General features: G+C 64.7%; 32 protein-coding genes. 12 read left to right on the plus strand and 20 right to left on the minus strand.

Features of this window, described 5'->3' with window-relative positions:
- Window positions 1–15 precede the first annotated feature (15 nt).
- Entirely contained in the window at window positions 16–774 is a 759-nt protein-coding gene (locus tag ACMUJL_RS06410) for an alpha/beta fold hydrolase (RefSeq protein ID WP_068287701.1), read from the plus strand.
- Window positions 775–927: 153 nt separating this feature from the next.
- On the opposite strand, the gene ACMUJL_RS06415 is transcribed toward ACMUJL_RS06410, so the two are convergent.
- The 4 genes from ACMUJL_RS06415 to lepA form a co-directional block, all read right to left on the minus strand.
- Complete coding sequence (locus ACMUJL_RS06415; protein ID WP_375569557.1) at window positions 928–1113, minus strand: CTP synthetase; 186 nt, start codon at window positions 1111–1113, stop codon at window positions 928–930.
- A gap of 72 nt (window positions 1114–1185) precedes the next feature.
- Window positions 1186–1686, minus strand: coding sequence for a cytochrome b (locus tag ACMUJL_RS06420; RefSeq protein ID WP_375569555.1), 501 nt, complete (start codon window positions 1684–1686; stop codon window positions 1186–1188).
- Window positions 1687–1758: 72 nt separating this feature from the next.
- Complete coding sequence (locus ACMUJL_RS06425; RefSeq protein ID WP_068287696.1) at window positions 1759–2028, minus strand: hypothetical protein; 270 nt, start codon at window positions 2026–2028, stop codon at window positions 1759–1761.
- 135 nt (window positions 2029–2163) lie between these two features.
- Window positions 2164–3963: a translation elongation factor 4 gene (gene lepA, locus ACMUJL_RS06430; RefSeq protein ID WP_375569552.1), complete on the minus strand. Its 1800-nt coding sequence runs from the start codon at window positions 3961–3963 to the stop codon at window positions 2164–2166.
- 345 nt (window positions 3964–4308) lie between these two features.
- Between lepA and ACMUJL_RS06435 the strand changes: the two genes are divergently transcribed.
- Complete coding sequence (locus tag ACMUJL_RS06435) at window positions 4309–4632, plus strand: hypothetical protein (protein ID WP_375569550.1); 324 nt, start codon at window positions 4309–4311, stop codon at window positions 4630–4632.
- A gap of 92 nt (window positions 4633–4724) precedes the next feature.
- Here the strand turns inward: ACMUJL_RS06435 and ACMUJL_RS06440 are convergent, their stop codons facing one another.
- Both ACMUJL_RS06440 and hisD read right to left on the minus strand, forming a co-directional pair.
- Window positions 4725–5438 carry an aspartate/glutamate racemase family protein gene (locus ACMUJL_RS06440; protein ID WP_375569548.1) on the minus strand — a complete coding sequence of 238 codons (714 nt, stop codon included), beginning with the start codon at window positions 5436–5438 and terminating at the stop codon, window positions 4725–4727.
- Between the two features lie 55 nt (window positions 5439–5493).
- Window positions 5494–6795, minus strand: a complete 1302-nt coding sequence (gene hisD / locus ACMUJL_RS06445) for a histidinol dehydrogenase (protein ID WP_068287691.1) — start codon at window positions 6793–6795, stop codon at window positions 5494–5496.
- Window positions 6796–7012: 217 nt separating this feature from the next.
- Here hisD and ACMUJL_RS06450 point away from each other — a divergent pair, with 217 nt between their 5' ends.
- Entirely contained in the window at window positions 7013–7705 is a 693-nt protein-coding gene (locus tag ACMUJL_RS06450; protein WP_375569546.1) for an NAD-dependent deacylase, read from the plus strand.
- 57 nt (window positions 7706–7762) lie between these two features.
- Here the strand turns inward: ACMUJL_RS06450 and ACMUJL_RS06455 are convergent, their stop codons facing one another.
- The 4 genes from ACMUJL_RS06455 to ACMUJL_RS06470 form a co-directional block, all read right to left on the minus strand.
- On the minus strand, window positions 7763–8269 hold the full coding sequence (locus ACMUJL_RS06455; RefSeq protein WP_375569544.1) for a copper chaperone PCu(A)C: 507 nt from the start codon (window positions 8267–8269) through the stop codon (window positions 7763–7765).
- A 50-nt stretch (window positions 8270–8319) separates the two neighbouring features.
- Window positions 8320–8670, minus strand: coding sequence for a hypothetical protein (locus ACMUJL_RS06460; protein WP_375569542.1), 351 nt, complete (start codon window positions 8668–8670; stop codon window positions 8320–8322).
- 150 nt (window positions 8671–8820) lie between these two features.
- Window positions 8821–9108 (minus strand): 50S ribosomal protein L28, encoded by a 288-nt coding sequence (gene rpmB, locus ACMUJL_RS06465; RefSeq protein ID WP_068287684.1) that lies wholly within the window; start codon window positions 9106–9108, stop codon window positions 8821–8823.
- A 151-nt stretch (window positions 9109–9259) separates the two neighbouring features.
- Complete coding sequence (locus ACMUJL_RS06470; protein WP_068287682.1) at window positions 9260–11107, minus strand: ABC transporter ATP-binding protein; 1848 nt, start codon at window positions 11105–11107, stop codon at window positions 9260–9262.
- A gap of 226 nt (window positions 11108–11333) precedes the next feature.
- Here ACMUJL_RS06470 and rimO point away from each other — a divergent pair, with 226 nt between their 5' ends.
- A complete protein-coding gene (gene rimO / locus ACMUJL_RS06475; protein ID WP_375569539.1) occupies window positions 11334–12713 on the plus strand; it encodes a 30S ribosomal protein S12 methylthiotransferase RimO in 1380 nt (459 codons plus the stop codon).
- 17 nt (window positions 12714–12730) lie between these two features.
- Here rimO and ACMUJL_RS06480 read toward each other — a convergent pair whose 3' ends face one another.
- Entirely contained in the window at window positions 12731–13582 is an 852-nt protein-coding gene (locus ACMUJL_RS06480) for a LytTR family DNA-binding domain-containing protein (RefSeq protein WP_375569537.1), read from the minus strand.
- 50 nt (window positions 13583–13632) lie between these two features.
- Here ACMUJL_RS06480 and ACMUJL_RS06485 point away from each other — a divergent pair, with 50 nt between their 5' ends.
- From ACMUJL_RS06485 to ACMUJL_RS06495, 3 genes are all read left to right on the plus strand, one after another.
- Window positions 13633–14526, plus strand: coding sequence for an ABC transporter ATP-binding protein (locus tag ACMUJL_RS06485; protein ID WP_375569535.1), 894 nt, complete (start codon window positions 13633–13635; stop codon window positions 14524–14526).
- Complete coding sequence (locus ACMUJL_RS06490) at window positions 14523–15287, plus strand: ABC transporter permease (protein ID WP_068287674.1); 765 nt, start codon at window positions 14523–14525, stop codon at window positions 15285–15287. The genes ACMUJL_RS06485 and ACMUJL_RS06490 overlap by 4 nt, the downstream gene beginning before the upstream one ends.
- A gap of 95 nt (window positions 15288–15382) precedes the next feature.
- Window positions 15383–15757 carry a thiol-disulfide oxidoreductase DCC family protein gene (locus ACMUJL_RS06495; RefSeq protein ID WP_375569532.1) on the plus strand — a complete coding sequence of 125 codons (375 nt, stop codon included), beginning with the start codon at window positions 15383–15385 and terminating at the stop codon, window positions 15755–15757.
- 5 nt (window positions 15758–15762) lie between these two features.
- Here the strand turns inward: ACMUJL_RS06495 and ACMUJL_RS06500 are convergent, their stop codons facing one another.
- The 4 genes from ACMUJL_RS06500 to ACMUJL_RS06515 all read right to left on the minus strand — a co-directional run bounded on the left by ACMUJL_RS06500 (window position 15763) and on the right by ACMUJL_RS06515 (window position 17422).
- A complete protein-coding gene (locus ACMUJL_RS06500) occupies window positions 15763–16017 on the minus strand; it encodes a DUF6455 family protein (RefSeq protein ID WP_375569530.1) in 255 nt (84 codons plus the stop codon).
- Window positions 16017–16352 (minus strand): DUF6455 family protein, encoded by a 336-nt coding sequence (locus ACMUJL_RS06505; protein WP_416914196.1) that lies wholly within the window; start codon window positions 16350–16352, stop codon window positions 16017–16019. Before ACMUJL_RS06505 ends, ACMUJL_RS06500 begins: the two co-directional genes overlap by 1 nt.
- Window positions 16333–16557: a DUF6455 family protein gene (locus tag ACMUJL_RS06510; RefSeq protein ID WP_375569526.1), complete on the minus strand. Its 225-nt coding sequence runs from the start codon at window positions 16555–16557 to the stop codon at window positions 16333–16335. The genes ACMUJL_RS06505 and ACMUJL_RS06510 overlap by 20 nt, the downstream gene beginning before the upstream one ends.
- 172 nt (window positions 16558–16729) lie before the next feature.
- Window positions 16730–17422, minus strand: a complete 693-nt coding sequence (locus tag ACMUJL_RS06515) for a M48 family metallopeptidase (RefSeq protein WP_375569524.1) — start codon at window positions 17420–17422, stop codon at window positions 16730–16732.
- Window positions 17423–17581: 159 nt separating this feature from the next.
- Between ACMUJL_RS06515 and ACMUJL_RS06520 the strand changes: the two genes are divergently transcribed.
- From ACMUJL_RS06520 to ACMUJL_RS06535, 4 genes are all read left to right on the plus strand, one after another.
- A complete protein-coding gene (locus ACMUJL_RS06520) occupies window positions 17582–17818 on the plus strand; it encodes a hypothetical protein (RefSeq protein ID WP_068287658.1) in 237 nt (78 codons plus the stop codon).
- Window positions 17819–17982: 164 nt separating this feature from the next.
- The gene (locus ACMUJL_RS06525) at window positions 17983–19104 is read left to right on the plus strand and encodes a class II histone deacetylase (RefSeq protein ID WP_375569522.1); all 1122 of its coding nucleotides are present in this window, start codon (window positions 17983–17985) and stop codon (window positions 19102–19104) included.
- A gap of 65 nt (window positions 19105–19169) precedes the next feature.
- Window positions 19170–19748 (plus strand): nitroreductase family protein, encoded by a 579-nt coding sequence (locus ACMUJL_RS06530; protein WP_375569520.1) that lies wholly within the window; start codon window positions 19170–19172, stop codon window positions 19746–19748.
- Between the two features lie 10 nt (window positions 19749–19758).
- Window positions 19759–20469 (plus strand): EI24 domain-containing protein, encoded by a 711-nt coding sequence (locus ACMUJL_RS06535; RefSeq protein WP_375569518.1) that lies wholly within the window; start codon window positions 19759–19761, stop codon window positions 20467–20469.
- A gap of 18 nt (window positions 20470–20487) precedes the next feature.
- Here ACMUJL_RS06535 and ACMUJL_RS06540 read toward each other — a convergent pair whose 3' ends face one another.
- Window positions 20488–20763 carry a DUF1467 family protein gene (locus ACMUJL_RS06540; RefSeq protein ID WP_068287650.1) on the minus strand — a complete coding sequence of 92 codons (276 nt, stop codon included), beginning with the start codon at window positions 20761–20763 and terminating at the stop codon, window positions 20488–20490.
- Entirely contained in the window at window positions 20763–21167 is a 405-nt protein-coding gene (gene mce / locus ACMUJL_RS06545; RefSeq protein ID WP_068287648.1) for a methylmalonyl-CoA epimerase, read from the minus strand. Before mce ends, ACMUJL_RS06540 begins: the two co-directional genes overlap by 1 nt.
- A 215-nt stretch (window positions 21168–21382) precedes the next feature.
- Between mce and ACMUJL_RS06550 the strand changes: the two genes are divergently transcribed.
- Entirely contained in the window at window positions 21383–22099 is a 717-nt protein-coding gene (locus ACMUJL_RS06550; RefSeq protein ID WP_375569515.1) for a response regulator, read from the plus strand.
- A 108-nt stretch (window positions 22100–22207) separates the two neighbouring features.
- Here the strand turns inward: ACMUJL_RS06550 and aspS are convergent, their stop codons facing one another.
- The 3 genes from aspS to bchE all read right to left on the minus strand — a co-directional run bounded on the left by aspS (window position 22208) and on the right by bchE (window position 26357).
- Window positions 22208–24001, minus strand: a complete 1794-nt coding sequence (gene aspS, locus ACMUJL_RS06555; RefSeq protein ID WP_068287644.1) for an aspartate--tRNA ligase — start codon at window positions 23999–24001, stop codon at window positions 22208–22210.
- Window positions 24002–24098: 97 nt separating this feature from the next.
- A complete protein-coding gene (gene bchJ / locus ACMUJL_RS06560) occupies window positions 24099–24689 on the minus strand; it encodes a bacteriochlorophyll 4-vinyl reductase (protein ID WP_375569512.1) in 591 nt (196 codons plus the stop codon).
- 3 nt (window positions 24690–24692) lie between these two features.
- Window positions 24693–26357, minus strand: a complete 1665-nt coding sequence (gene bchE, locus ACMUJL_RS06565) for a magnesium-protoporphyrin IX monomethyl ester anaerobic oxidative cyclase (protein ID WP_375569510.1) — start codon at window positions 26355–26357, stop codon at window positions 24693–24695.
- Between the last annotated feature and the right edge of the window lie 58 nt (window positions 26358–26415).

Below are 26415 nucleotides of genomic sequence, written 5' to 3' on the forward strand. Positions count from 1 at the left end.
ATTATGCCCCCGCCCATGCTGAACATCATTCGCCATGACGGCCCCGACGGCCCCACCCCGCTGCTGATCGCCCATGGCCTTTATGGTTCAGGTCGCAACTGGGGCGTGATCGCAAAGCGGCTGTCCAGCGATCGCACGGTGTTCGCGGTGGACATGCGCAATCACGGCCTCAGCCCCTGGACGGACAGCCACAGCTATCCCGACATGGCCGAAGACCTGGCCGCCGTGATCCGGTCCCAAGGCGGCCCTATGGCGGTGCTGGGTCATTCCATGGGGGGCAAGGCCGCGATGATGCTGGCCCTGACCCATCCCGATCTGGTCACGCGGCTGATCGTGGGCGATATCGCCCCGGTTGCCTATGACCATGACCAGAGCCGCTATATCGCCGCGATGCAGGCGGTGGACCTGTCCCGCGTCGAAAAGCGGTCTGACGCCGAGGCCCAGCTTGCGGCACTGGTGGATGATCCCACCCTGCCCGCGTTCTTCACCCAGTCCCTCGATCTCAAGGAAAAACGCTGGCGGCTGAACCTTGATGTGCTGTCGGCGCAGATGCCGCATATCCTGGGCTTTCCCGAGGTCGCTGCGCAGTTCGGTGCCCCCGCGTTGTTCCTGACGGGGGCCAATTCGCATTACGTGCAACCGGAGCATCGCGCGCCGATCAAGGCGCTGTTTCCGGCGGCGCGGTTCGCCAAGATACCCGGTGCCGGCCATTGGCTGCATGCCGAGAAACCGCGCGAGTTCGAAGCGGCCGTGCGCGCATGGCTGGCGGCCTGAGAATGGAAAAGGCGGGAAGGGCACCAGGCCCTTCCCGCCATCTATCGGGACGGTGACGGCCCCAACGGGGACCCCTCCCTCGCACCGTCTCCGTCCCGCCTGTCCCGAGGGACAGGATCCTCGCCCGCCCGCCAGAGCGGCGGCAAACCCGTGTCAGCCGTTCTCGTAAAGCTTGCGTGTCACCGCCCAGGTGACGGGAAAAGCCGCCAGAAACCCAAGCAGCGCCGCGATCAGGATCGGGTAAAGACTGTCGTAGCCTGTGACCAGGGCGGCGATCACGCCGATCCCGGCCAGGGTTGACCCGATGAACAGGTGAAGGATGAAACCCAGTCGCAGCATGGTGCAGTCTCCGTGACGGTTCTGACTTTTCCTGAGTCTAGATCGCCTGACACGCAGCTGCCTTGATCTGCATCAGACGGATTCGCCTTTTCGCATGCGTTGCATCAACCCGTCCTTCAGCACGAACTGATGATAAAGCGCCGCAACCACATGCAGCGCGACCAGCCCCAGCAGGATCAGGCGCATGACGCCATGCGCCTCGGCCGCCGCCTCATTGGCGCGAAACCAGGCCACGGCGCCACTGATCGGCAGGGCGATCAACAGCGCATACAGGCTGTAATGGGTAACGTGGGCGGCGATCCGCTGCAGTGGCGGATCGGTGTCCGGCAGAGACGGGACACCGCGCCCGGCGCGCACATAAAGTCGCGTCGCGGTCAGAACGAAGATCAGGAAACCACCGAAGACATGTGACGCCACCAGCGGATTGAAGGCGGGCAACAGACCGTCCTCGATCATGTCGAAGGCTTCGGTGATGGGTTCGTGCAGCAGGTATTGCAGGACAAGAAGCCCGAAGACCAGCCAGTGCAGGCGGATCTGAAGGCGGGAATAGGCGCGTGGTGAGGATGTGGACATATCGAGACTCGCCAATACATATGCAGCCCGCAGAATACGACATCCATGTCCCGAGGCCAAGCGAAACCGGGATCAGGGCCGGTTCAGGCAGAGAAACAGGTATTCCGTGCCCTGAAGATCCGGCAGCGCGCGCTGCGAGACCCGTTCGGCGAATTTCTTGGACCCGCGCTGGCAGATGCTGTTGGCCAGTGCCAGAAGCTGCGCATCCGTGGCCGAGGTGAAGGCCGGCTGAATGATGTTCACGCTGTCACCGTTATAGGCGGTCACGACAGGGTCCTGTGCCGGGACCTCGCAGGCGGCCAGGGCCACAAGGCCAAGGGCGGCCGGAAGGATCTTTTGCATGGGCGATACTCGGTTCAGGCGCGCAGCGGCATGCGGCGCGCAGGAGCCGAGTATCGGTTCAGACTGGTAAATGGGCCGTTAACGCCAGTGCACGGCAAGGCTGGCGCGCAGGAAGGGGCGCAAGGCCCCATCCCCTCAGGTGTCCATCTTCAGCGCGTTGATGAAGGCCTGCTGCGGGATCTCGACCTTGCCGAACTGCCGCATCTTCTTCTTGCCCGCCTTCTGCTTGTCCAGCAGCTTGCGCTTCCGGGTGGCGTCGCCGCCATAGCATTTGGCGGTCACGTCCTTGCGCAGGGCGGCCAGCGTTTCGCGCGCGATCACCTTGCCGCCGATGGCGGCCTGGATCGGGATCTTGAACATGTGGCGGGGAATCAGCTCTTTCAGCTTTTCCACCATCGACCGGCCCCGCATCTCGGCGCGGTCGCGGTGCACCATGATCGAAAGGGCGTCCACAGGCTCGTCGTTCACGAGGATCGACATCTTCACGAGGTTGTCCTGCTGATAGCCCGTCAGCTGATAGTCGAAGCTGGCATAGCCCTTGGTGACCGATTTCAGCCGGTCGTAGAAATCGAACACGACTTCGTTCAGCGGCAGGTCATAGACGACCATGGCCCGGCTGCCCGCATAGGTCAGATCCTGCTGGATCCCGCGGCGGTCCTGGCAGAGTTTGAGAACATCGCCCAAGTAATCGTCAGGCACGAGAATCGTGGCCTTGATGCGCGGCTCTTCCAGATGGTCGACATAGGTCAGATCGGGCATGTCGGCGGGGTTGTGCAATTCCTTCATCGGGCCGTCTCGCAGGTAGACATGATAGATCACCGACGGTGCGGTGGTGATCAGGTCGATGTCATATTCCCGCTCGATCCGGTCGCGGATCACCTCGAGGTGCAGCAACCCGAGGAAACCGCAGCGGAACCCAAAGCCAAGTGCGGCCGAGGTTTCCATCTCGAAGGTGAAGGACGCGTCGTTCAGCGCCAGCTTTTCGATGGCATCGCGCAGATCCTCGAATTCCGAACTGTCCACCGGGAAAAGCCCGCAGAACACGACGGGCTGCGAGGGCTTGAAGCCCGGCAGCGCCTTGGTGGCACCCTTCTTTTCATGGGTGATCGTGTCACCCACGCGGGTGTCGCGCACCTGCTTGATCTGGGCCGTGATGAACCCGATCTCGCCGGGGCCGAGGGAATCGACATTCTGCATCTGCGGGCGGAAGACGCCGATCCGGTCCACCTGGTGGACCGATCCGTTCTGCATCATGGTGATCCGGTCGCCCTTCTTCAGAACGCCGTCCATGATCCGCACCAGCACGACCACGCCAAGATAGGCGTCATACCAGCTGTCCACCAGCATGGCGGTCAGGGGCGCGTCACGGTCGCCCTTGGGCGCGGGCAGGCGCTTGACGATCGCCTCCAGCGTCTCGTGGATGCCGATGCCGGTCTTGGCACTGACGCGGATCGCATCCGAGGAGTCGATCCCGATCACATCCTCGATCTGGGCTGCAACGCGGTCGCAATCGGCGGCGGGCAGATCGATCTTGTTCAGGACCGGCACGATCTCGTGATCCGCGTCCAGCGCGTGATAGACATTGGCCAGCGTCTGCGCCTCGACGCCCTGGGTGCTGTCCACGACCAGCAGCGATCCTTCGACCGCGCGCATCGACCGGCTGACCTCGTAGGCGAAGTCCACGTGGCCGGGCGTGTCGATCAGGTTCAGCACATAGGTGTGCCCGTCATCGGCCTTGTAGTCGATGCGGACCGTGTTGGCCTTGATCGTGATGCCGCGCTCGCGTTCGATATCCATGCTGTCGAGCAGCTGTTCCTTCATGTCCCGGTCCTGCACGGTGCCGGTGGATTGGATCAGCCGGTCGGCCAGGGTGGATTTCCCGTGGTCGATATGGGCAACGATGGAGAAATTGCGGATGCGCGAAAGCTCTGTCATGCAGGGGGATATGATGGGGAAACAGGCTTTGGTCAAGGTGGCTTGGAGGGCTGCGCACCTTCATCGCAGCCGCAGGCGCGGAGCAGGGGAGTTCCCGACCGGATCATGACCCGGTTTGCCCCGGACAAGGCCGGGCCGGACGCCCCCGCCACCTGGCGCGATGCGGCCCGCGTCCCGGACCCGTCCGCAAGCAGGCTTGCCACGCAAGGACCGCCCTTAGCGCATCGGCGCGGCATTTCATCCCTTTGACAGAGGCCGTTTTTCAGGCATATTCCCCCCGAGCAGAGCAGCCGCATGACACATTGCCGCAAAGGCAGGGCAGCGGAACAAGACAAGAGGCACGTGATGAAGAAGATGCTGATGGCGGCCGCCCTGGCCGGTATGCTGGCCCCTGTGGCCGTTGTGATGTCGCCGGGGGTGGCGATGGCCGGGCCGATCGATCGGGCCTGCATGGCCTCGGATCGCAAGGCGCGTTCGCTGCGGCTGTGCCGCTGCATCCAGCAGGTCGCAGATCAGACCCTGTCGCGCAGCGATCAGCGCATTGCCGCCAAGTTCTTTCGCGACCCGCAGAAGGCGCAGGACATCCGCCAGTCGGACAGCCAAAATCACGAGGCATTCTGGCGCAAGTATCGCGCCTTCGGGGAAACCGCGGCTGCCATGTGCAGCTAGGCCCGATGCGTCCCAGCGCGACGGGGGGCCGTCTGCCCCCGCTGGCCCCTGCGGGACCATTCCCCCCGAGGATATTTGCAGCAAGAAGACCCTCAGGGCCGGGCGAATGCCACGATCCGGTCCGTGAGACAGTCAAGACTGTCGGACCATGGCACGCCTTCCGGCATGGCATGGGTCAGCAGCGACAGTTCGGTGCAGGCCACCAGCAGGTGATCGGCGCCCTGCGTCACGGCAAGATCCGCAAGGGCTGCCATGCGCGGCGCAAGCCTGTCCAGGGATTGTCCTGCCTTGACCGCGCGGATCAGTTCCAGCAATGGCGCGTCATCGGCCAGCCAGACCGGCGTCATGTCCCGCGCGCGAAACGCCTGATCGAAAAGCCCCGTCAGACGCGTCGCGGGCGAGGCCAGCATGCCGATGCGCCGCGCCCCCGCCCTGTCCAGATGGTCGGCGGTGGCTCCGATCATGTCGAGAAAAGGCAACGCGGTCGCCCCCCGCACGGCATCGGCATAGTGATGTGCGGTATTGCAGGGCATGGCCAGCGCCTGCGCGCCGGCCGCCGCCAGATCGCGGGCCATCTGCGCCAGCACCGGGGCGGGATCGGGGCCATGCCCTTCGATCAGACGCGCGATACGGCTTGGCACCTGCGGATTCTGGTGCACGATCAGCGGGATGTGATCGGCATCGTCCAGCGTTCCCTGCGCAGCCGAGGTGACGGCCGCGATACATTTCTGCATCAGCAGGATCGTGGCCTCGGGCCCCATGCCGCCAAGGATGCCGACGGGGCGCATTACGACCGTGTCAGCCATGCAAACCTGGGGCCAGGCGCGCGCAAGCATTCAGGACAGGGATCATCGGGCCTCCTCAGGTATTGGCGGCCAGTCTGGGCATGGCGCAGAATTTGTCCAGCCGGATCTCGGCGCTGCGGGCATGGCCCTCCATCCCCTCGGCGCGGCTGATGCTGGCGGTCACGCGGGCCAGATCGGGAAGCGCCCGCGGGCTGACCTGTTGCCATGTCACGCATTTGAGGAACTTGTGCACCGACAGCCCGCCGGTATAGCGCGCCGCCCCGGATGTGGGCAGCACATGGTTCGGACCCGATGCCTTGTCCCCGAAAGCCACCGTCGCCTCGGCCCCCAGGAAAAGCGAGCCGTAGGAGGACAGGCGCCCGCGCCACCAGTCAAGGTCATGCGCCTGCACATGCAGGTGTTCGGGCCCGTAGCTGTCGGCAACCGTCGCCATCTCTTCGGGGGTATCGCACAGGATCACCTCGGCCAGGCTGTCCCAGGCCTCGGTGGCGGCGCTGCGGTTGGGCTCGGGCAGTTGGGCCAGACAGCCCGGAACAGCCCGCATGACACGCTTTGCCAGGTTTTCGCAGGTGGTGACCAGCCAGACCGGGGAATTGGCGCCATGTTCGGCCTGCCCCACCAGGTCCCAGACCACCAGGTCGGGATCGGCCCCGCCATCCGCCAGCACCATCGAATCGGTCGGACCCGCGAACATGTCGATGCCCAGCGGGCCGAACATCTGGCGCTTGGCCTCGGCCACGTACTGGTTGCCCGGTCCCACGATGATATCGGCAGGACGCGCACCGAACAGGCCCTGCGCCATGGCGGCGATGGCCTGCACCCCGCCCAGGGCCAGGATGTGATCGGCCCCGGCCAGGTGCATCGCGTAAAGGATCGGCGCCGGAATCCCCTGCCCCGCGCGGGCCGGAGAGGCGGCCGTCACATGGCCCACGCCCGCCACCTTGGCGGTGGTGATCGTCATCAGCGCGCTTGCGATATGCGCATAGCGCCCGCCCGGCACATAAGCGCCCGCGGCCGCCAGGGGAACATAACGCTGCCCGGCCACAAGGCCGGGGCGCAGTTCCAGCTGCATGTCGGCGCAGGTTGCAAGCTGCGCCTCGGCAAAGCGGCGGATGTTGTCATGGGCATAGGCGATGTCGTCGCGCAGCCCTTGCGGCACCGTCGCGATGGCGCGGGCCACCGCCTCGGGCGGCACGGCGACGGGACCGGTCCAGCCATCCAGCCTGCGGGCCAGGTCAAGGGCCTTGTCCTCGCCGCCCTGAGCCAGTTGGGCCAGCAGGATGCGCACCGCATCGGCGGTGTCAGCCTGTGCCTCAAGGGGTTGTGGGCGCGCGGATTTCAGATGTCTGATGGTCATAGGAGGGGTCCTTTCCCCTTGTATTGAGCGGAATATCCCCTCGCGGGACAAGGGTGTTCCATCGCGACGGAAACCCATTTTCAAAGCCGTGAAACGCCGTTTCGGGAAACCTGAAACCGTGACGGTCACGGCAGCGGTCCCGCAACATGACAAGGCATGTTGCCAGCCCGCGCAAAGCCGATAGGCTGGGTTGCGGATACACAGGAAAGGCAGACAGATGGGACCGATCGTGATCCTGACAGGCGCGGGCATTTCCGCCGAAAGCGGTCTTGGCACCTTCCGGGACGAAGGCGGGCTCTGGTCGCAACACCGGATCGAGGATGTCGCCACGCCCGAGGGCTTTGCCCGTGATCCCGGACTGGTGCACCGTTTCTACAACGCGCGCCGCGTGCAGGCCGCCGCCGCCCGGCCCAATCCCGCGCATCATGCGCTGGCGCGGCTGGAAGCGGCCTATCCCGGCGAGGTCACCATCGTGACGCAGAACGTGGACGCCCTGCACGAGGCGGCGGGGTCGCGGCGCGTGCTGCACATGCATGGCACGCTTGCGGGTGCGCTTTGCGCCGCTTGCGGGCATCGCTGGGCGGCACCGGCCGAGATGCAGCCCGGCCATCCCTGCCCCGCCTGTGCCGCGCCCGCTACGCGCCCCGACGTGGTCTGGTTCGGCGAGATGCCCTATCACATGGATCAGATCTGGGACCTGCTGCGCGCCGCAGACATCTTCGCGGCCATCGGCACATCCGGCCAGGTCTATCCGGCGGCAGCCTTCGTGCAGGACGCGGACCGGGCGGGTGCGCATACGGTCGAGATCAACCTCGAGCCTTCCGCCACCGTGTCGGATTTCGCCGAAACGCGCTTTGGCATGGCCTCGGTCGAGGTGCCGGCCTGGGTGACAGAGATCCTGGGCGGCTGAATGGCAAAGGCCGGGCCCCGAAAGGCCCGGCCTGTCACCACGACCACTCGGCCGGCGTCAGTTCTTTTTCATCGTACCGTGGTTCATGCCGCCATGGTTCATGCCGCCATGCGCCCCGGCCTGGGGCATGCGCTCAAGATCCACCTCGACCTGCACGGCCACATCGCCCGCCTTTTCGAAGGTCAGGGTCAGATCGATCATGTCGCCCTGTTTCATGGGCTCCTTCAGGCCAAGGAACATCACATGGTGACCGCCGCGTTCCATCACGATCTGGCCATCCGCCGGCAATTCGAATCCTTCCTCGACATGGATCATCCGCATCACGCCGTTGGCGTCTTCCTTGTGCGTGTGCAGTTCGACCTTTTCGGCCGCGTCCGAGGATGCGGCGATCAGCCGGTCTTCCTCACCGCCAAGGTTATGGATGATCATGAAGGCGCCGCCCGTCACCGCCATCTCGGATGCGCTGCGAGCATAGGCGTCATGCACTTCGATGCCTGCGGCAAATGCGGGAACGGCCAGGAAGGCGGCCGCGCTGGCCGCAAGAATAGTGGATCTGAAAGACATCGCGTCTCTCCTTTTCGTCTGCTGTTAGGTCTGATCTTGAATGTTCGGGATCAGGCCTGCGCAGGCGGATCGCGCGCTGAAAAGGGATGGACACTGCGCTGAAGCACCGGGATCGATGCGGGCAGCACCAGCGCTTCGGCCCGACCCAGCGGGCGGGACGCCGCCGGCGCAGCATCTGCGACTGTCACGATCAGCGACAGCGTGCAATCGGGACAGACATGCGCCGGCCCGAGGGGCTGGCCTTCCGCATCTGTCAGGATGGTGACGGGTCCGGTGCCGGTGCACAGAACCATAGACCCTGCCGCCCCCGGCATGCCGCGCGCCACGGCCATGGACTGGGCCGTGAGGACCAGAAGCAAGACCAGCGCCAAGGCGGACAGGGGATGGGATCGCAATCTCATGCGGGTGATATATGCAAGCCGTCGCACCCGTAAAAGGGCCTATTCGGTCGCAGCCGCCGAGATGACCATGCCCCTTCGAAGAGGGGCGCACAAACGGACACAGCCCCGCCTTGCCGGCGGGGCTGCTCCATAATGGTCGTCACGAAAGGATCAGGCGGTTGCCTGGGCCTTTGCGATCTCTTTCTTGATCTTCAGAGCCGCGTCCGACAGCGTGTCGTCCTTGGCTTTCGCCAGGAACGCGTCCAGACCGCCACGGTGATCGACCGAGCGCAGGGCGGCTGCGGAAATGCGCAGCTTCACGGTACGGCCCAGCGTTTCGGACTGCAGCGACACCTCGTTCAGGTTCGGCAGAAACCGGCGACGGGTCTTGTTGTTGGCATGGCTGACATTGTTGCCAGTCATCGGGCCTTTTCCGGTCAGTTCGCAGCGGCGCGACATGGCTTTATCCTCGTCTTGATCAGGGGCGCATCCGGCGCCTTCAACAGATAAGGGCACCGCGACAGGCGGCGCCCCGAATTCCGTTCGGGGTGATTAGGCGGAATCGCCACAGGCGTCAAGGCCAAAGCGGCAAGGGGCATGGCGCAAGCCGTCAGCCCCCCGCCTCATCAAGGTCATCCCCCAGAAAGCCGCCCGACTGGCGCGCCCAGAGTGCCGCATAAAGCCCCCCCGCCGCCAGAAGATCGGCATGGGTTCCTTCCTCGACGATGCGGCCACGGTCCAGCACGACGATCCGGTCCATGTGCGCGATGGTGCTCAGGCGGTGAGCGATCGCAATCACCGTCTTGCCGGCCATCATGCCATAGAGCGTATCCTGCACCGCCGCCTCGATCTCGCTGTCCAGCGCACTCGTCGCCTCGTCCAGCAGCAGGATCGGCGCATTCTTCAGGATCACGCGGGCCAGTGCAATCCGCTGGCGCTGCCCGCCCGACAGCTTGACGCCGCGCTCGCCCACCTGCGCATCAAAGCCGCGCTGCCCCTTGCCGTCCTGCAGGTCCGGGATGAATTCCAGCGCCTGCGCCTGTGCGGCGGCGCGGCGCATCTCGTCCTCGGTGGCGCCGGGGCGGCCATACAGCAGGTTGTCGCGGACCGAACGATGCAACAGCGCAGAGTCCTGCTGCACCATCCCGATATGCGCGCGCAGGCTGGCCTGCGTGACATGGGCGATGTCCTGCCCGTCGATCAGGATGCGCCCGCCCTCGGCCGCATAGAACCGCAACAGCAGCTTCATCAGCGTCGATTTGCCCGCACCGGACCGGCCCACAAGGCCGACCTTTTCACCGGGGGCGATCCGCAGATCGACCTGTTCCAGCCCGCCCGTGGCGCGGCCATAGCTGTGGCGCAACCCGTCCATCACGATCTCGCCGTTCGTCACGCGCAAGGGCACGGCATCGGGTGCATCCGGCAGGGTGATCGGCTGTGCGATGGTCTGCATCCCCTCGGCCACCACGCCCAACTGGCGGAAAAAGGTGGTCAGCGCCCACATGATCCAGCCCGTCATCGCATTCAGCCGCAGGGTCAGTGCCGTCGCCGCCGCCACCGCGCCCACGCTTGCCTGCCCCTGCATCCACAGCCAGATGGCCCAGCCGACGACGCCCACGATCAACAGGCCGTTCAGAAAGACCAGGCCGAAATCCATCTTGGTATAAAGCCGCATCTCGGCCTGAAAGGTGGCCCGCGCCTCCTCGATCGCTTCGCGCGCGAATTCCAGCTCGCGCCCGTGCTGATCGAACATCTTGACCGAATGGATATTGGTATAGCTGTCCACCACACGGCCCGTCACCGCGCTGCGCGCGTCTGACGCCGCCTCGGATGCCGGTTGCACCCGTTTGATCGCCCAGCGCATCAAGGCCGCATAGGCCACCAGCCAGGCGATAAGCGGCAGCATCAGCCGCGCATCGGCCTGCCCCAGGATCACGACCGCGCCCACCACATAGGCGATGGAAAAGGTGATCGCGTCGAAGACCTGGAACACCGCCTCGCCCGCCGCGGGGGGCGTCTGCATGATGCGGTTGGCGATACGGCCGGCAAAGTCGTTCTCGAACCAGCCGACGGATTGGCGCAGCACATGGGCATGGGCCCGCCAGCGGATCACCGTGCCGAAATTGGGCAGGATCGTATTGTTCAGCAGCAGCACATTCGCCGCCTGAATGGCGGGTCGCAGGATCAGGATGAACACCACCAGCGCAATCAGCGTCACGCCATGCGTCTCCCAGACCAGCGCCGGATCGCCCTGCAACAGATCGACGATCCAGCCCATGACCCAGATCAGCGCAATCTCGACCGCCGCCACCAGCACCGAGGTGATACCCGTGATCCAGAACACCTTTTTGAAAGGCTGCGCATAGTCCAGCATGAAGCGCCACAGGGTCTGCGGCGGCTGGTCCCTTTCAGGATAGGGACCATAGGGATCGACCAGGTTTTCGAAGAAACGGAACATGAAGGGGGCCTTCCGGGATTGGATACGACAAGCTAGGGCACGCAAGCGCACCCACAATGCCCAGCGCTTGGGCTTATGTGCTCAGGTAAACCAGATCCCGCGATACATGGGGCGCATCCTCCGACAATCGGGGTAGCCTAGCCCAGCTGATGATGCTTGTCACGCCCGCAGGCCCATGATCCGAATCCCGCTTCCCACGCAGGCGGCTGGGCATTATATGCGCCCAATGACCCAGAACCCGCCCAGCCTCCGCCCCGACCTTGCCCCGCGCGCCCTGATCAAGGACGCGCCCCGCCCCGGCCAGCCGACCATCGGCATGGTCAGCCTCGGCTGTCCCAAGGCGCTGGTGGACAGCGAACGCATCCTGACGCGGCTCAGGGCCGAAGGCTACGCCATCAGCCCCGACTATTCCGGGGCGGATGCGGTGATCGTGAACACCTGCGGCTTTCTGGACAGCGCCAAGGCCGAAAGCCTTGATGCCATCGGCGAGGCGCTGGCCGAGAATGGCCGCGTCATCGTCACCGGCTGCCTGGGGGCGGAACCCGAATACATCACCGGCGCGCATCCCAAGGTGCTGGCCGTCACCGGCCCCCATCAATACGAGGCGGTGCTGGACGCGGTGCACAAGGCCGTGCCGCCCGCGCCCGATCCGTTCATCGACCTGCTGCCTGCATCCGCCGTCTCGCTGACGCCGCGCCACTACAGCTATCTGAAGATCTCGGAAGGCTGCAATCACAAGTGCAAGTTCTGCATCATCCCCGACATGCGCGGCCGCCTTGTCAGCCGCCCGGCCCATGCCGTCATCCGCGAAGCGGAAAAGCTGGTGCAGAACGGGGTCAAGGAACTGCTGGTGATCAGCCAGGACACCTCGGCTTATGGCGTGGATATCAAGCATGCCACGGCAAACGGGCACCGCGCGCATATCGCCGATCTCGCCCGCGATCTGGGATCGCTGGGTGCTTGGGTGCGGCTGCACTATGTCTACCCCTACCCGCATGTGCGCGACCTGATTCCGCTGATGGCAAACCCGGCGTCGGGCGTGCTGCCCTATCTGGACATCCCGTTCCAGCACGCGCATCCCGATGTGCTGCGGCGCATGGCGCGGCCTGCGGCGGCGGCAAAGACGCTGGATGAGATCGCCGCATGGCGCAGCCAGTGCCCCGATATCACCCTGCGCTCGACCTTCATCGTGGGCTATCCCGGCGAGACCGAGGATGAATTCCAGACCCTGCTCGACTGGCTGGACGAGGCGCAGCTGGACCGGGTGGGCTGCTTTCAATACGAGAACGTCGCTGGTGCCCGGTCGAACGCCCTGCCCGACCATGTGCCCGCCGAGGTCAAGCAGGACCGCTGGGACCGTTTCATGGAAAAGGTGCAGGCGATATCCGAGGCGAAGCTGGCCGCCAAGGTCGGCCGCGTGATCGAAGCCATCGTGGACGATATCGACGAGGACGGCATCGCCACCTGCCGCACCTGGGCAGATGCACCCGAAATCGACGGCAACCTGTTCATCGACGAAGGCACAGAGGCCCTGGCCGTGGGTGACGTGGTCAAGGTCGAGGTGGACGAAGCCGGGGAATACGACCTCTGGGGGCGCCTGGTCTAAGCCGCCCACCCAAAGGATCAGCCCCTGCCTGCCATGCCCGCGCGAAAGGCCGCGCGATAGCTGCGTCCCACGGGTACGCGCTGGCCGTCGCGCATCACGATCTCGGGACCGTTCGCGCCCTTTTCGACGCGCGCGACATGGTCCAGGCAGATCCACCAGGACCGATGCACCTGCATCCCGTTCACCCCCTCAAGATCGCGCACCGCATCGCCAAGCCGCATCAGCACCATGCATTGTCCCTTGGGCGTGGTCACTTCAAGGTAATGATCCTGCGCCCGCACGGACACGATCTCGCGGCCCAGATGATGCGGAAGCTTGCCCTGCAACAACGTCGCCACTGCCTCGGGCTGCGGTGGTGCTGGCGCGGCGGGTGCTGCGGGCGCCATGTTTTGCTGCACCTCGATATAGGCATTGACCGCCAGCGTGACCCCGATCACCGAGGGCGCCACATAGGCTGCCAGCGTGATGATCCCCGGCCCCCCTGAGCCAAAGCCCGTGGCCAGCCCTCCGGCCAAAAAGACCGTGCCCAAGACCGGCAGGATGCCCGCCATCCCGGCCAGCACCGCCACCAGCGCCCAATTCCATCCCCGCGCCTCGGTCACGCGATGGGCCAGCACCGACAGAAAGGTCATGATCACGGCGGACATCCCGATGATCACGCCCCAATAGACCAGCCTTTCGGCAAAGTTCAGCCGTTCCAGCGTATAATAGGGGCCCGCCACCGCCGCGGTCAGAACCATGCCGCCCACGACGATCCAGAAGGCGGGGCCGCTGATCTGGCGCTGCAGTTGGCGAAGCGCCAACGCCACCGGACCGCCATTCGCGGTGTTTTCCATGTCGGACACGTAACCTGTCTTGGCCTGGCGCATATCCCTATGAATAGGGTCCCCCCGAAAAGTTGCAAGCAGCGGGATCGCACATGACACTCCATTCTTCAGACCTTGCCATCCATGCGCGCGGGTTGGCCAAGCGCTTTGGCGCGGTGCAGGCCGTATCGCGGATCGACCTTGACCTCGCACCCGGCGAGGCGCTGGGCCTGCTGGGTATGAACGGGGCCGGCAAATCGACCACCCTGTCGATGCTGATGGGGCTGCGCGCCCCCGATGCAGGTCAGGCACTGGTCTTCGGGCATCCCGCCGGCAGCCCGGCCGCCCGCCGATGGACGGGTGCGACGCCGCAGGCCACGGACCTGCCCGATCAGGTCACCCCGCGCGAGATCCTGACCTATGCCGCGCAGCGCTATGGCATGGCCCCCGCGATCGACCGCCTGATCGCCGATTTCGGCCTGGGCGATCTGATCGACCGGCGCGTTGCCGGGTTTTCGGGCGGCCAGATGCGCCGCGTGGCGCTGGCGCTGGCCTTCGTGGGCCAGCCCCGACTGGTCTTTCTGGACGAGCCGACCGCCGGGCTGGACAGCGCCGCACAGGATGCCTTTCGCGCCATGGCCCGCAGTTATGTCGCGCAAGGCGGGGCGCTGGTGCTGACCTCGCATCACTGGGACGAGATCGAGTCCATCTGCTCTTCCATCGCCGTGATCGACCGGGGCGAGACCGTTCTGGCAGGCCGGATCGATGCGATCCGTGGGCGCGCCAGGATCACCCGGCTTGCGTTCGATCTGCCACCGGACCTTGTGCCGCCCTTCTGGCTTGGGGCCAGCCAGAATGGTGCCCGCTGGCAGGTCGAGACCAGCGACAGCGATACCGTTCTGCGCCGCATGGTCGCCGAGGCGTTGCCTTTTGCCAACCTGACGCTGCAACCGCTCGAACTGAAGGACCTGATCCATCACCTGCGCCAAGGAGGGACGCGCCCATGATCCGCCACCTGTTTGCCGAACTCGTCCTGACACTGCGGGTCCTTTTCCGCCAACCCGGCTTCTGGATACCCACGGTGCTGTTTCCGGCCATGCTCTATGCCTTCTTCGGTGCGAACAGCGGCGGCGGAGCATGGGCGGCCAATGCGATGGCCTCTTTCGCGATCTACGCGGTTCTGGGCGTGGGTTTCTTCCAGTTCGGCGTCAGCGTGGCGCAGGATCGCGCCAGCCCCTTTGCCACATGGCAACGCAGCCTGCCGGGGTCAGCCCTGCCGCAATGGGTCGCGCGGATCATCGCGGCGGTGATCTTTGTCACCATTGCCGTGGCGCTGGTCATCGCGCTTGCACATGTGATGACGGATGTGGGCCTGCCCAACAGCGCCTGGATCCGGCTGGCCACGGTCTGCCTTATGGCGACGGTGACGGCCACGCTGATGGGCATCGCTCTGGGCTGCGTCGCATCGGCCCGCGCGGCGGTGCCCCTGGCCAATCTGGTCTATCTGCCGCTGGCCTATCTGGGCGGGCTCTGGGTGCCGCCGATGGCCATGCCCGCCACGATCAACGCCATATCAGAGTGGACACCGACACGGGCGATGGGGGAACTGGCCTGGGCCGCAATCGAGGGACGGGCCTGGACCCTGCAGGATCTGGGCCTCTTGGCCGCCTGGACCCTTGCGGCGGCGGCGCTTGTGGGTGTTGCGCAAATCCGTCAGCGCCGCACGTTCTGGCCCGCCCAATCGGGCCAAGCGTCAAGAAATTCCTGATGCGCGCCTGTAACGCGTTGAAATCACTTATCCCAATTCATGTCCCAGCGCGGGACATGCCTTGCCTCACGCCCCCACCCCACTATCTCAGGGCCATGACACAGGCAAACACCCGCGTTCTTTACAACCATGACTGCCCGGTCTGCCGGGCGGAAATCACGCATTATGCGGATTACGCCGGGCGCGAGGGCCTGGCGATCGGGTTTGACGATCTGAACAGGGTCGATCTGGGGATGTGGGGGGTGACGGCCGATCAGGCCGCGCGCCGCCTGCATGTCGTGCATGACGGGCAGGTCATGTCAGGCATCCCCGCCTTCATCGCCCTGTGGCGACAGATGCCCCGCTATGGCTGGTTGGCGCGCATCGTGGCGCTGCCGGGTATCCGGCAGGCCGCGACGCTGGTTTATGACCATATCCTTGCGCCTCTGCTCTATCGCAGCCATCTGCGGCGGCAGCGCCGGGGCAGCTGAACCGGTCAGGCCTTGGCAAGACCTTCAAGGATGTCCTTGTTCCGGCAATAGTCGGGTGCTTGCGCCGCATGGGGATGCGACTGCATCCAGGTCGTGCATTCGCCCTCATGGCTGCAACTGGCGCAGCGCATCACCGCCTGGCGGTATTCGCGCACGACCTCGGGTGCCTGGGCGATGGTGGCGGCGAAATCAACGCCCAGCGTGTCGGCCATGCGCGTCATCACGCCGGCGCGGTGGTCGATCTTGTCAAACAGTCCCATCAATGGGCTCCTTCATGTCGCATCATGTGTTTCAAACGGTTCAGCTCGGTCGAGACGACGCAGCCGGGTGGCGGCGCATCCGCGCGCCCGCCCAACTCTGCAAGCCAGGCCTCGCAGGCGCTTACAAGTGCACAGGTTCGGCAGCGGTTGATCATCCTGCGGCATTCTTCCTGTGCGATGGCCCCCTCGACCATGGCCTGGCCCAGGCTTACCCCGATCACCCGCGCAACCGAACGCACCAGCCAGAAATGACGATCAGGATCGCCCAGATGCAGGATGACACCGCCTTGTTCGGCCCCCGTCATGTCGACAAGATCAGTTGGGCTTGAGGGCATCGAAGACATCCCCGTTGCGGCAGTAATAGGGCGTGGTCTCGGGCCTTGGGCCAGTCGCGGCGTCTTCCTGCTGCCGCAGCCAGGCCTCGCAACCATCCGGGTTTGCGCAGGCGGTGCAGCGCAGCACCATGTCCGGCAGTTCGTCTGGCGACAGACGTCCGCGCATGACCTCCTCTTCCAGATCCCTGCCCAAAGTGGTGGCCATCCGGTCAACCAGGACAGCATGTCGGCGGATTGTCTTGCTTGACGGCATCTGTGTCTCCTTGACGCGCCCCGATCATCGCAAGGATCGGGAACAGGGGCAGTGAAACACAAAAGATCACAGGCCTTCCTTGACCTAAATCAAGCCCGCGGCCGTCTGGACGTGGATGCGCCTGTCAAAGCCCCGTGGCGACGCGGCGCACGGTGGCGATGCGGTCGGCATTCGGCGGATGAGTCCCAAGGAAACGGTCACCGGGATCGGGGATGCGGTTGAAGAACTCGGCCCCGCGCACCGGATCGAAGCCTGCCCGCAGGGCAAGGGCGGTGCCCAGCGCATCCGCCTCAAGTTCGAATTCCTTGGAATAGCTGCGCGCGCCCACGGCCGCGCCCAGTTCCTGCGCCGAGCGGACGGTATTCAGGTCCCCGCCCGTCAGCGTCGCAAGACCTGCAAAGATCACCGCACCCGCAGCGGCGTTCTGCTGCTGGCGCGGAATATGACCCGCGATGTGATGGGCCGCTTCATGGGACATGACGAAAGCCAGCTCGTCCGCGTTGCGCATGTCATCCAGAAGTGCGGCGGTGAAGCCGATGACCGGGCGACCGGCACGATCAAGGGTCTGGAACGCATTGGGCGGCTGGCCCGGTCGCGTGTCCACGACGATCTGGAAATCGCAATTGCCCCGTGGCAGCTGGCGCCGGCACTCCTGCTCGGCCACGGGTTTGACGCGGTCAACGACCCCGGCGAAATTGCGCGCAGCACCTTGCTGCGCCACAGGCGCGGTGGCCACGGGTCTTTGGGCCTGCGGCATCTCGACCGGGCTGACGCAGCCTGCCAGAACCATCATTGCCGTCAGAACGAACCAGCGCATCGCGATCTCCCTCGGAACCATCCTGATCCCATCATTAGCAGCAAGGTCGCGCCGCGCCAGCCCCGCTCACGCGCAGTTGACAGCGAAATGGATGCGCGCCGCGCACGACTAGGCAAAAGCCAGGCTTGCATTGGCTGCACCGGGGCTTAAGCTGAAGGCATGTTTACCATCGAGCATGAATTCGACGCGACCGTCATCACCCTTGTCGACGAGGGCGAAAGCCACCTTCTCGAGGATGTGATCGTCAATGCCTTCGAGGATTGCGTCACCATCGAACAGTTCGACACGCGGCTCGAGAGGATGGAAAAGATCACCCTCTCGATGAGCCAGCTGCGCGATCTGGCGGCGGCCCTGAACCTTCCCGAAGGCGTCTATCACCTGCGCCGCTCCGAATAGGACCAGCACCCAAGGGGCAGGCAGCGGCTTCTTCTTGCTGCAAATATCCCCGCCGGAGGCATCCGCTCCTCGATCCGGGACGCGTCGGCATCCGTCAACACGCGGATGGACTTTCCGCCTCCGGCGGGGATATTTGTCGCAAGAAGAAACAAGGGGAGCGCTTCATGGCGACGGGATTTTTCTGGGATGAGAAGTGTTTCTGGCACGCGGGCGGCAATTATGCGCTGACCCTGCCGCTGGGCGGGCTGGTGCAGCCTCTTGCCGCCGGCGGCTTGCCCGAGAACCCCGAAACCAAGCGCCGGCTCAAGAACCTTCTGGATGTGACGGGTCTGAGCGACGACCTTGAGATGCGGCGCGCAGAACCCGCCGACTGGCAGGACCTGGCCCGTGTGCATCCCGAGGATTTCCTGAACAGGTTCAAGGAAATGTCGGACCAGGGCGGCGGAGAGCTGGGCTTGCGCACCCCCTTTGCCAAGGGTGGTTTCGAGATCGCGGCGCTGTCGGCCGGGCTTGCGAAAGCGGCGCTGCTGTCGGTCTGGAGGGGCGAGTGCGACAATGCCTATGCGCTGTCGCGCCCGCCCGGTCACCACTGCCTGCCTGACTGGCCCAACGGGTTTTGCCTGCTCAACAATATCGGCATCGCCATCGCCGCGGCACGTGCCGCCGGGCATGACGGGCGCGTGGCGGTGATCGACTGGGACGTGCATCACGGCAACGGCACCGAAGCGGTCTTCTATGACCGGGCCGATGTGCTGACCATCAGCCTGCATCAGGATCGCAACTATCCCACAGATACCGGTTTCGTCGATGCGCGCGGCGAAGGTGCGGGCATCGGCTTCAACATGAACATCCCCCTGCCCCCCGGCGCCGGGCATGTCAGCTATCTCGAGGCGATGGAACGGATCGTGCTGCCCGCGCTGGAACAATATCGCCCCGACATGATCATCGTGGCCTGCGGCTATGATGCCGGATGTTTCGACCCGCTGGCGCGCATGCTGGCCACGGCCGAGACCTTCCGGATGATGACCCGCAAGGTCATGGATGCCGCTGAACGGTTGTGCGGCGGGCGCCTGGTGATGGTGCATGAGGGTGGCTATTCCGAGGCTTACGTGCCCTTCTGCGGTCACGCGGTGATCCAGGAAATGGCGCGCAGCACGATTGACGCGCCCGATCCGATGGCCGCCGTCGTGGCGGCGCGCCAACCCTCGGCGCGCATGGATGGCTTTGTGAGCGGCCTGATCGCCGAGATGGCCGAAACCCTGCTGCCCCTGCCCCCTGCGCCTTGACCCTGCGGGGGCGAGGCACGACATAGGGCAAGGACGCCAAGACAGACAGAACCAAAGGACGACGCATGCCCGATCCCAATCCAGCCGCCATGGAATTCCTGCTGACCCGGCGGTCGCGCCCGGCCAAGACATTGGGATTGCCGGTTCCCGATCGCGCGCAGCTGATGCAGATCCTGACCGCAGCCAGCCGCAGCCCCGATCACGGCAAGCTGGAGCCCTGGCGCTTCGTGGTGCTGCAAGGTGCCGCGCTGCGACGGCTGGGCGATCATGCCCGCGCACGCGCAGCGGCGATGGACCTTGAGGCGGAGCAGGCTGACAAGGGCGCGCAGCAGTTCGAAACCGGCCACCTGGCCGTGGCCGTCATCGAGGTGCGCAAGCCATCCGAAAAGATCCCCGCAATCGAGCAGACCTATGCCGTGGGCGGCGTATGCCTTGCACTACTGAATGCGGCACTGGCCAGCGGCTGGGGCGCCAACTGGCTGTCCGGCTGGCCCAGCCATGACCGGGGCTTCATGACCGCGGCTCTGGGGCTGCAGGATCACGAGCGGATCGCGGGCTTCATCCATATCGGCACGGACACCAGTGCCCCACCCGACCGGCCGCGCCCGGATCTTGGTCAGATCGTGACCTGGCTGGACAGCTGAGGTTTCAGGCGTGCTGGTCCTGTCCTCCTTCGTGAAAGCGCTTGGCCAATTGGGTGACAAACGGCTGTCGCGGGTTGTGTGGCTAGGGATCGGGCTGGCGATACTGGGCCTTGTGCTGGCATCGGCGGGGGTGCAGGCCCTGCTGGTGTGGTGGGCCGGTGACGGCGTGACGCTGCCGTTTTTCGGCGAGGTGCAGTGGATCGCCGCATTGGCGGCGTGGTCCGGCCCGGTGGCCATGCTGCTGCTGTCTGTGGTCCTGATGGTGCCTGTGGCCTCGGCCATCTCGGGGCTGTTTCTTGACCGGGTGGCCGATGCCGTCGAGGCGCGGCACTACCCGCAGGCAGGACAGGCGCGCACCGTTCCCCTGCCTGAGGCGCTGCGCGATTCGCTCGGGTTTCTGGGTGTGATGATCATGGCCAACCTGGTGGCGCTGATCCTCTACCTGATCTTTTCGCCCGTGGCCCTGCTGATTTTCTGGGGTCTGAACGGGTTTCTGCTGGGACGCGAGTATTTCACCCTTGTCGCGATCCGGCATCTGGGCCGCGAAGGGGCCGCGCGCCTGCGCAAGCAACATGCCGGGACTGTCTGGCTGGCCGGGGTGCTGATGGCGATGCCGCTGTCCATCCCGCTGGTGAACCTGGCGATCCCCGTTCTGGGGGCTGCGACCTTCACCCATGTGTTCCACGGGCTGCGCGCAAGGTCTGGTGCCGGGGCGGGATGACCCGCCCCCGGCATGTGATCAGGGGCGCGGGCCCATGCGTTCGAACCAGTCGATATCGCGTACCGTCAGCGTGCCCGAGATGATCAGGTAGGCGATGATCGCCCACAGCACGGCGGCAACTCCGGTGGTGATCCAGGCCTTCTTGCGCAGCTGGTGGTCATGCGGGGCGCCCGCATGGGTGCCCGGCACGATCTGGCCGACATCGCCCTGCGTTTTCAGACGGATCGGAATGACCACAAGAAAGGTCAGGAACCAAAGGACCGCATAAAGAACCAGCGCTGAGGTGACGGCCATCAGACCTGCTCCAGTTCGACGAGGCAGCCGTTGAAATCCTTGGGATGCAGGAACAGCACCGGTTTGCCATGGGCACCGATCTTGGGCTCGCCCGACCCGAGGACGCGCGCGCCCGTGGATTTCAGATGGTCACGCGCAGCGATGATGTCATCGACCTCGTAGCAGACATGGTGGATGCCGCCCGAGGGGTTCTTGTCCAGAAATCCCTTGATCGGGCTGTCATCACCCAGCGGGTAAAGCAATTCGATCTTGGTGTTCGGCAATTCGATGAAGACCACGGTCACGCCATGATCCGGTTCGTCCTGCGGCGCGCCGACCTTGGCGCCAAGGGCATCGCGATATTGGGCCGTGGCGGCCGACAGGTCGGGCACGGCAATGGCGACATGGTTGAGGCGTCCGATCATGGGCAACTCCTGTTCTTGCGGCGAATGTCGCGCCGGTTATGCGGTGACCGGGCCATTTAGGCAAGATGAACCGGGGGCGGCATGCGGGCGCAGGGGCGTTAACCGCAAATTAGGGATGTCACCGCAGTCTTGGAGGGGTTCGGACCCTGCCAGCGCATCAACAAAATCGCGCCCTGCGTCCGGCATGACATTCGTTTTGACAGCAGGATGACACCATGGATGACCGAGATCCCTTTGCACCACTGCGTTTTCCCTCTGCCGCGCGCCCGCTTCTGGGGCTGACGGTCCTGCTGGTCGAGGACAGCCGCTTCGCCTCGGAAGCGATGCGACTGCTCTGCATGCGTTCCGGCGCCCGGATCAGGCGTGCGGATTGCCTGCGTTCGGCCCGGCGGCATCTGCAGGTCTACAGGCCTTCGGTGCTGATCGTCGATGTGGGCCTGCCCGATGGGTCCGGCGCGGAACTGATCACAGAGGCGGCGCAGGCAGTCCCGAGGATCGGGTTGATCCTGGGAATCAGCGGGGACGCTCACAGGCGGGATGCCTGCCTGTCCGCGGGTGCCGACGGTTTTCTGGAAAAGCCGCTGCGCTCGATCGCATATTTCCAGGAACTGATCCTCAGCCACCTGCCCCAGGATCACCAACCGCCGGCGCCGCGGGTGCTGCGGGACGATGCCATCGTCCCCGACACCACCGCATATCGGGACGATATCGCCCATGTGGCGGAACTGCTGGCCGCGGGCGAGGATGAGGGCGTGCTGGACTATGTCACGCAATTTCTTGAAGGGGTCGCCGTTCTGGCCGGTGACAGCCCGCTGCGCGATGCCAACCAATCCCTGCGCGCGGCGCGGGCAGCGGGGCAACCGCTGAGGTCGGATCTGGCAAATCTTGCCGGGCTGTTGCAGGACAGGATCGCCGACCGAATTGCCATCTGACGGGTTTCACCACGGCGACAGGCTTGCGATTTCCTGTCCATAAATGCATACGGGGCGACCCATGATCGCCCCATAATTGCATTTCTTCAACAAAAGTCTATCTGAGGGTTACTTTTGCTCCTGCGGTATGACCCGCAGGCTCAATTCCATCAATTGCTGGGCCAATGGCTCGCTGGGTGCACCCATCATAAGGTCTTCCGCGCGCTGGTTCATCGGGAAGAGGATGACCTCGCGGATATTCGCCTCATCGGCCAGCAGCATCACGATGCGGTCGATGCCTGCGGCACAGCCACCATGGGGCGGCGCGCCGTATTGGAAGGCGTTGACCATCCCGCCAAAGCGTTTCTCGACCTCGTCCTTGCCATAGCCCGCGATCTCGAAGGCTTTGAACATGATCTCGGGCTTGTGGTTGCGGATGGCGCCCGACACCAGTTCATAGCCGTTGCAGGCCAGGTCATACTGGAACCCGCGCACGGCCAGGGGATCGCCCATCAGCGCCTCCATCCCGCCCTGCGGCATCGAGAAGGGGTTGTGCTCGAAATCGATCTTTCCGGTCTCTGCATCCTGCTCGTAGATCGGGAAATCCACGATCCAGGCAAAGGCGAAACGGTCCTTGTCGGTCAGGCCCAGTTCCTCGCCAATGACGGTGCGCGCCTTGCCAGCCACACCTTCGAACTGCTTGGGTTTGCCGCCCAGGAAGAAGGCCGCGTCGCCGACGCCAAGGCCAAGCTGCTGGCGGATCGCCTCGGTCCGCTCAGGCCCGATGTTCTTGGCAAGGGGGCCTGCGGCTTCCATGCCCGACCCATCCTCGGCCTGCCGCCAGAAGATATAGCCCATGCCGGGCAGACCTTCTTTTTGCGCAAAGGCGTTCATGCGGTCGCAGAATTTGCGGCTGCCGCCACCGGGGGCGGGAATGGCGCGGATCTGGGTGCCATCCTGTTCCAGCAGTTTGGCGAAAATCGCAAAGCCGGAGCCTGCGAAATGCTCGGACACGACCTGCATCCTGATCGGGTTGCGCAGGTCGGGCTTGTCGGTGCCATACCAGAGTGCTGCATCCTTGTAGGATATCTGCGGCCAGTCCTGCGCGGCATCGACGCGGCGACCGCCGCCGAACTCCTCGAACACACCCGCGATCACGGGCGAGATCGTGTCGAACACGTCCTGCTGGGTGACAAAGGACATTTCCATGTCCAGCTGGTAGAAATCCGTGGGGCTGCGGTCGGCGCGCGGGTCTTCGTCGCGGAAACAGGGCGCGATCTGGAAATACTTGTCGAAACCCGACACCATCAGCAGCTGCTTGAACTGCTGGGGGGCTTGCGGCAGGGCGTAGAACTTGCCCGGATGCAGGCGGGACGGCACGAGGAAGTCGCGCGCGCCTTCCGGGCTGGAGGCGGTGATGATCGGCGTCTGGTATTCGCGGAAACCCTTGTCCCACATGCGTTTGCGCATCGAGGCCACCACGTCCGAACGCAGGGTCATGTTGCGCTGCATCGCCTCGCGGCGCAGATCGAGGAAGCGGTAACGCAGGCGGGTTTCCTCGGGGTATTCCTGATCGCCGAAAACCATCAGCGGCAGTTCCTTGGCTGCGCCCAGCACTTCGATGTCACGGATGAAGACCTCGATCTCGCCCGTCGGGATCTTGGCGTTCACCAGGGACGCATCGCGCGCCTTCACCTCGCCGTCGATGCGGATGCACCATTCCGAGCGGACCTTTTCGACCTGCGCAAACACGGGGCTGTCGGGGTCACACAGAACCTGCGTCACGCCGTAATGATCGCGCAGGTCGATGAACAGCAGCCCGCCGTGGTCGCGCACACGGTGCACCCAGCCGGAGAGGCGGACCGTCTGGCCCACATGTGAGATGTTCAGAGCGGCGCAGGTATGGCTGCGATAGGCGTGCATGGGGCGGTCCCTTCGGGGTCAATCGGCGTCAATCGGTTGGCCGTGATACACCGCGCCCGCGCTTGGAAGTCAAGGGATCAGCCTGAATTGCCGTGTATCAGGGGTGATCGCGATACATCTCGAACCGGCAGGCGGCATGGCCCATCGCGCAGCAGCGTGCCTCGCGACAGGTCAGCGAGGGGTGGACGAGCCTCTGGTAAAGCTGCGTGAACACACCCCGATGCCAGTCGCAGATCGGGTGATCCGCCACCTCGCCCCGCACCAGGGGGTTGGCGCGCAACTCGAAAACCAGCGGCGTGATGACCAGAAACTGCCCCGATCCGGCGAAGGTCCAGGCATTGCGCGCGATCGCCTGCGACAGAAGGCGCGCCGACAGTTTCCACGGCAGCGCCTTCAGCAGCTTTTGTGCCGCAGCCGGGATACGGTGGGCCAAAATGTAATCCCCTGTCGCCAGCCCCGCCTGCCAGCCCAGAACGGCCGCCAGATCGGGGCGGTCGCGGCGCATCGCCTGGTGCAGGCGCGCCACGGGGGCTTCGGGGATCATGCCTGACCCGTCGGGCAGCGCGTCAAGCCCGGCCCTGCCAAGCAGGGCTTCGCGCCAGTCAGGACCGCCCGCCCGATCCAGCAGCGGCACCAGTTGGAGGACCGCATTCGGCCCGATCAGCCCGCTGGCCCGCGCCAGCTGCATGGGTCAGACGTCCTCCATCTGCTGCGATCCGCCGCCGCAGGCCTTGACCTCGGCCCCGTTGGGCATCTTGAAGCCCTTGGCGCGTTCGACCGCGCGTTCCTTGCCCTGTTCGCGCAGGGCCGCGCGCCGTTCGGCGGCACGGGCGGCCTTGTCGGCGGAAGCTTCCCAATCCTCCATCTGCGCTTCGGCGATGGTGCGGGTTTCGTCGAAGTGGAAATCCAGCGCGTTCTTGGATTGCGGCCCAGTGTAGCCGACCTTGCCCAGATCATAGAAGGTGCGGGCAAACCCGGCCTTGAGGAAGGCCTGCAGACAGCCCAGCAGATAGCGCCGCCGGAACCCGGTGCCGCGCCAGGGGTAATGGAACAGCGCCTTTTTCATGTAGAAACGGCGGTAATTGTTCATCACCCCATCCAGCAATTCGCCCCGCGTCATGGCGGCGGGCTTCATGATCGGCGTCACGAAATTGTAGCGGCTGAAATCGAAGACCTCGACCTGATCCTTCAGTTCCTGGAACAGCGGGGTGAAGGGCCAGGGCGTATACATCGACCAGTTGGCCAGATCGGGCTGCCAGTCCCAGGCCATCTTGTATGTTTCTTCCAGCGTTTCGGGGGTCTCGTTGTCCAGACCGACGATGAACTGCGCCTCGACCAGGATATCGGCGTCACGCAAGAGCTTGATCGCCATCTTGTTTTCTTCGACCTTGGTTTCCTTGTTGAAGATATCCAGTTTCATCTGGGCCGCAGCCTCGGTGCCCAGGGACACATGCACCAGCCCGGCCTTGCGGTAGAATTTCAGCAGGTCCTTGTCGCGGTAGATGTCGGTGACGCGGGTGTTGATGCCCCATTTCACACGGTCCGGCAGGCCCCGGTCGATCAGTTCCTGACAGAATTCGATGAATTTCTTGCGGTTGATCGTGGGTTCCTCATCCGCAAGGATGAAGAAGCCGACCTTGTGATGGTTCACCAGATCCTCGATCTCGTCCACGACCTTCTTGGGATCGCGCACGCGGTAGTCGCGCCAGAATTTCCACTGCGAACAGAAGGAGCAGGTGAAGGGGCAGCCGCGCGCGAGGTTGGGGATGGCGACGCGGGTGTTCAGGGGGATGTATTTGTATTTCTCCCACTCGAGGATCGACCAGTCCGGGCTGATGCCGTCCAGATCCTTGACGGTGCTGGCCGCAGGGGTGGCCACGATCTGATCGCCATCGGCAAAGGCGATGCCCTTGATCTTGTGGCGGTCGGCGGGCCAGCGGCCATCCTCGACGGCCAGCATCAGTTCGGTCAGGATTTCCTCGCCCTCGCCGCGCACGATGACATCGACCCAAGGCGCCTCCGAGATGACCTGCTTGAACATGAAGGTGGCATGGACGCCGCCCATCATCCGCACCGCGCGCGGGCAGTGCTGCTGCGCAAGTTTCAGCACATCCTCGGCCCGGTAGATCGAGGGCGTGATCGACGTGACGCCCACCACATCGGGATCAAGTGCTGCCATCCGGCGCGCAAGGTCGTCATCCGCGATATTGTCGGTCATCGCGTCGATGAAATGGATGTCGTCAAAGCCGGCCCGCCGCAGGCTGCCTGTCAGATAGGCAACCCAGGCCGGTGGCCATGTGCCTGCGATCTCGGCCCCGCCAGAGCGGTAATTGGGGTGAACAAACAGTATGCGCATGACAAACTCCCTGAGGTTTTCAGAAATTCTGACACATTACCTGTCAACTTTAATTGAC

The sequence above is a fragment of the Seohaeicola sp. genome (assembly GCF_048006315.1).
Taxonomy (GTDB): Bacteria; Pseudomonadota; Alphaproteobacteria; order Rhodobacterales; family Rhodobacteraceae; genus Seohaeicola.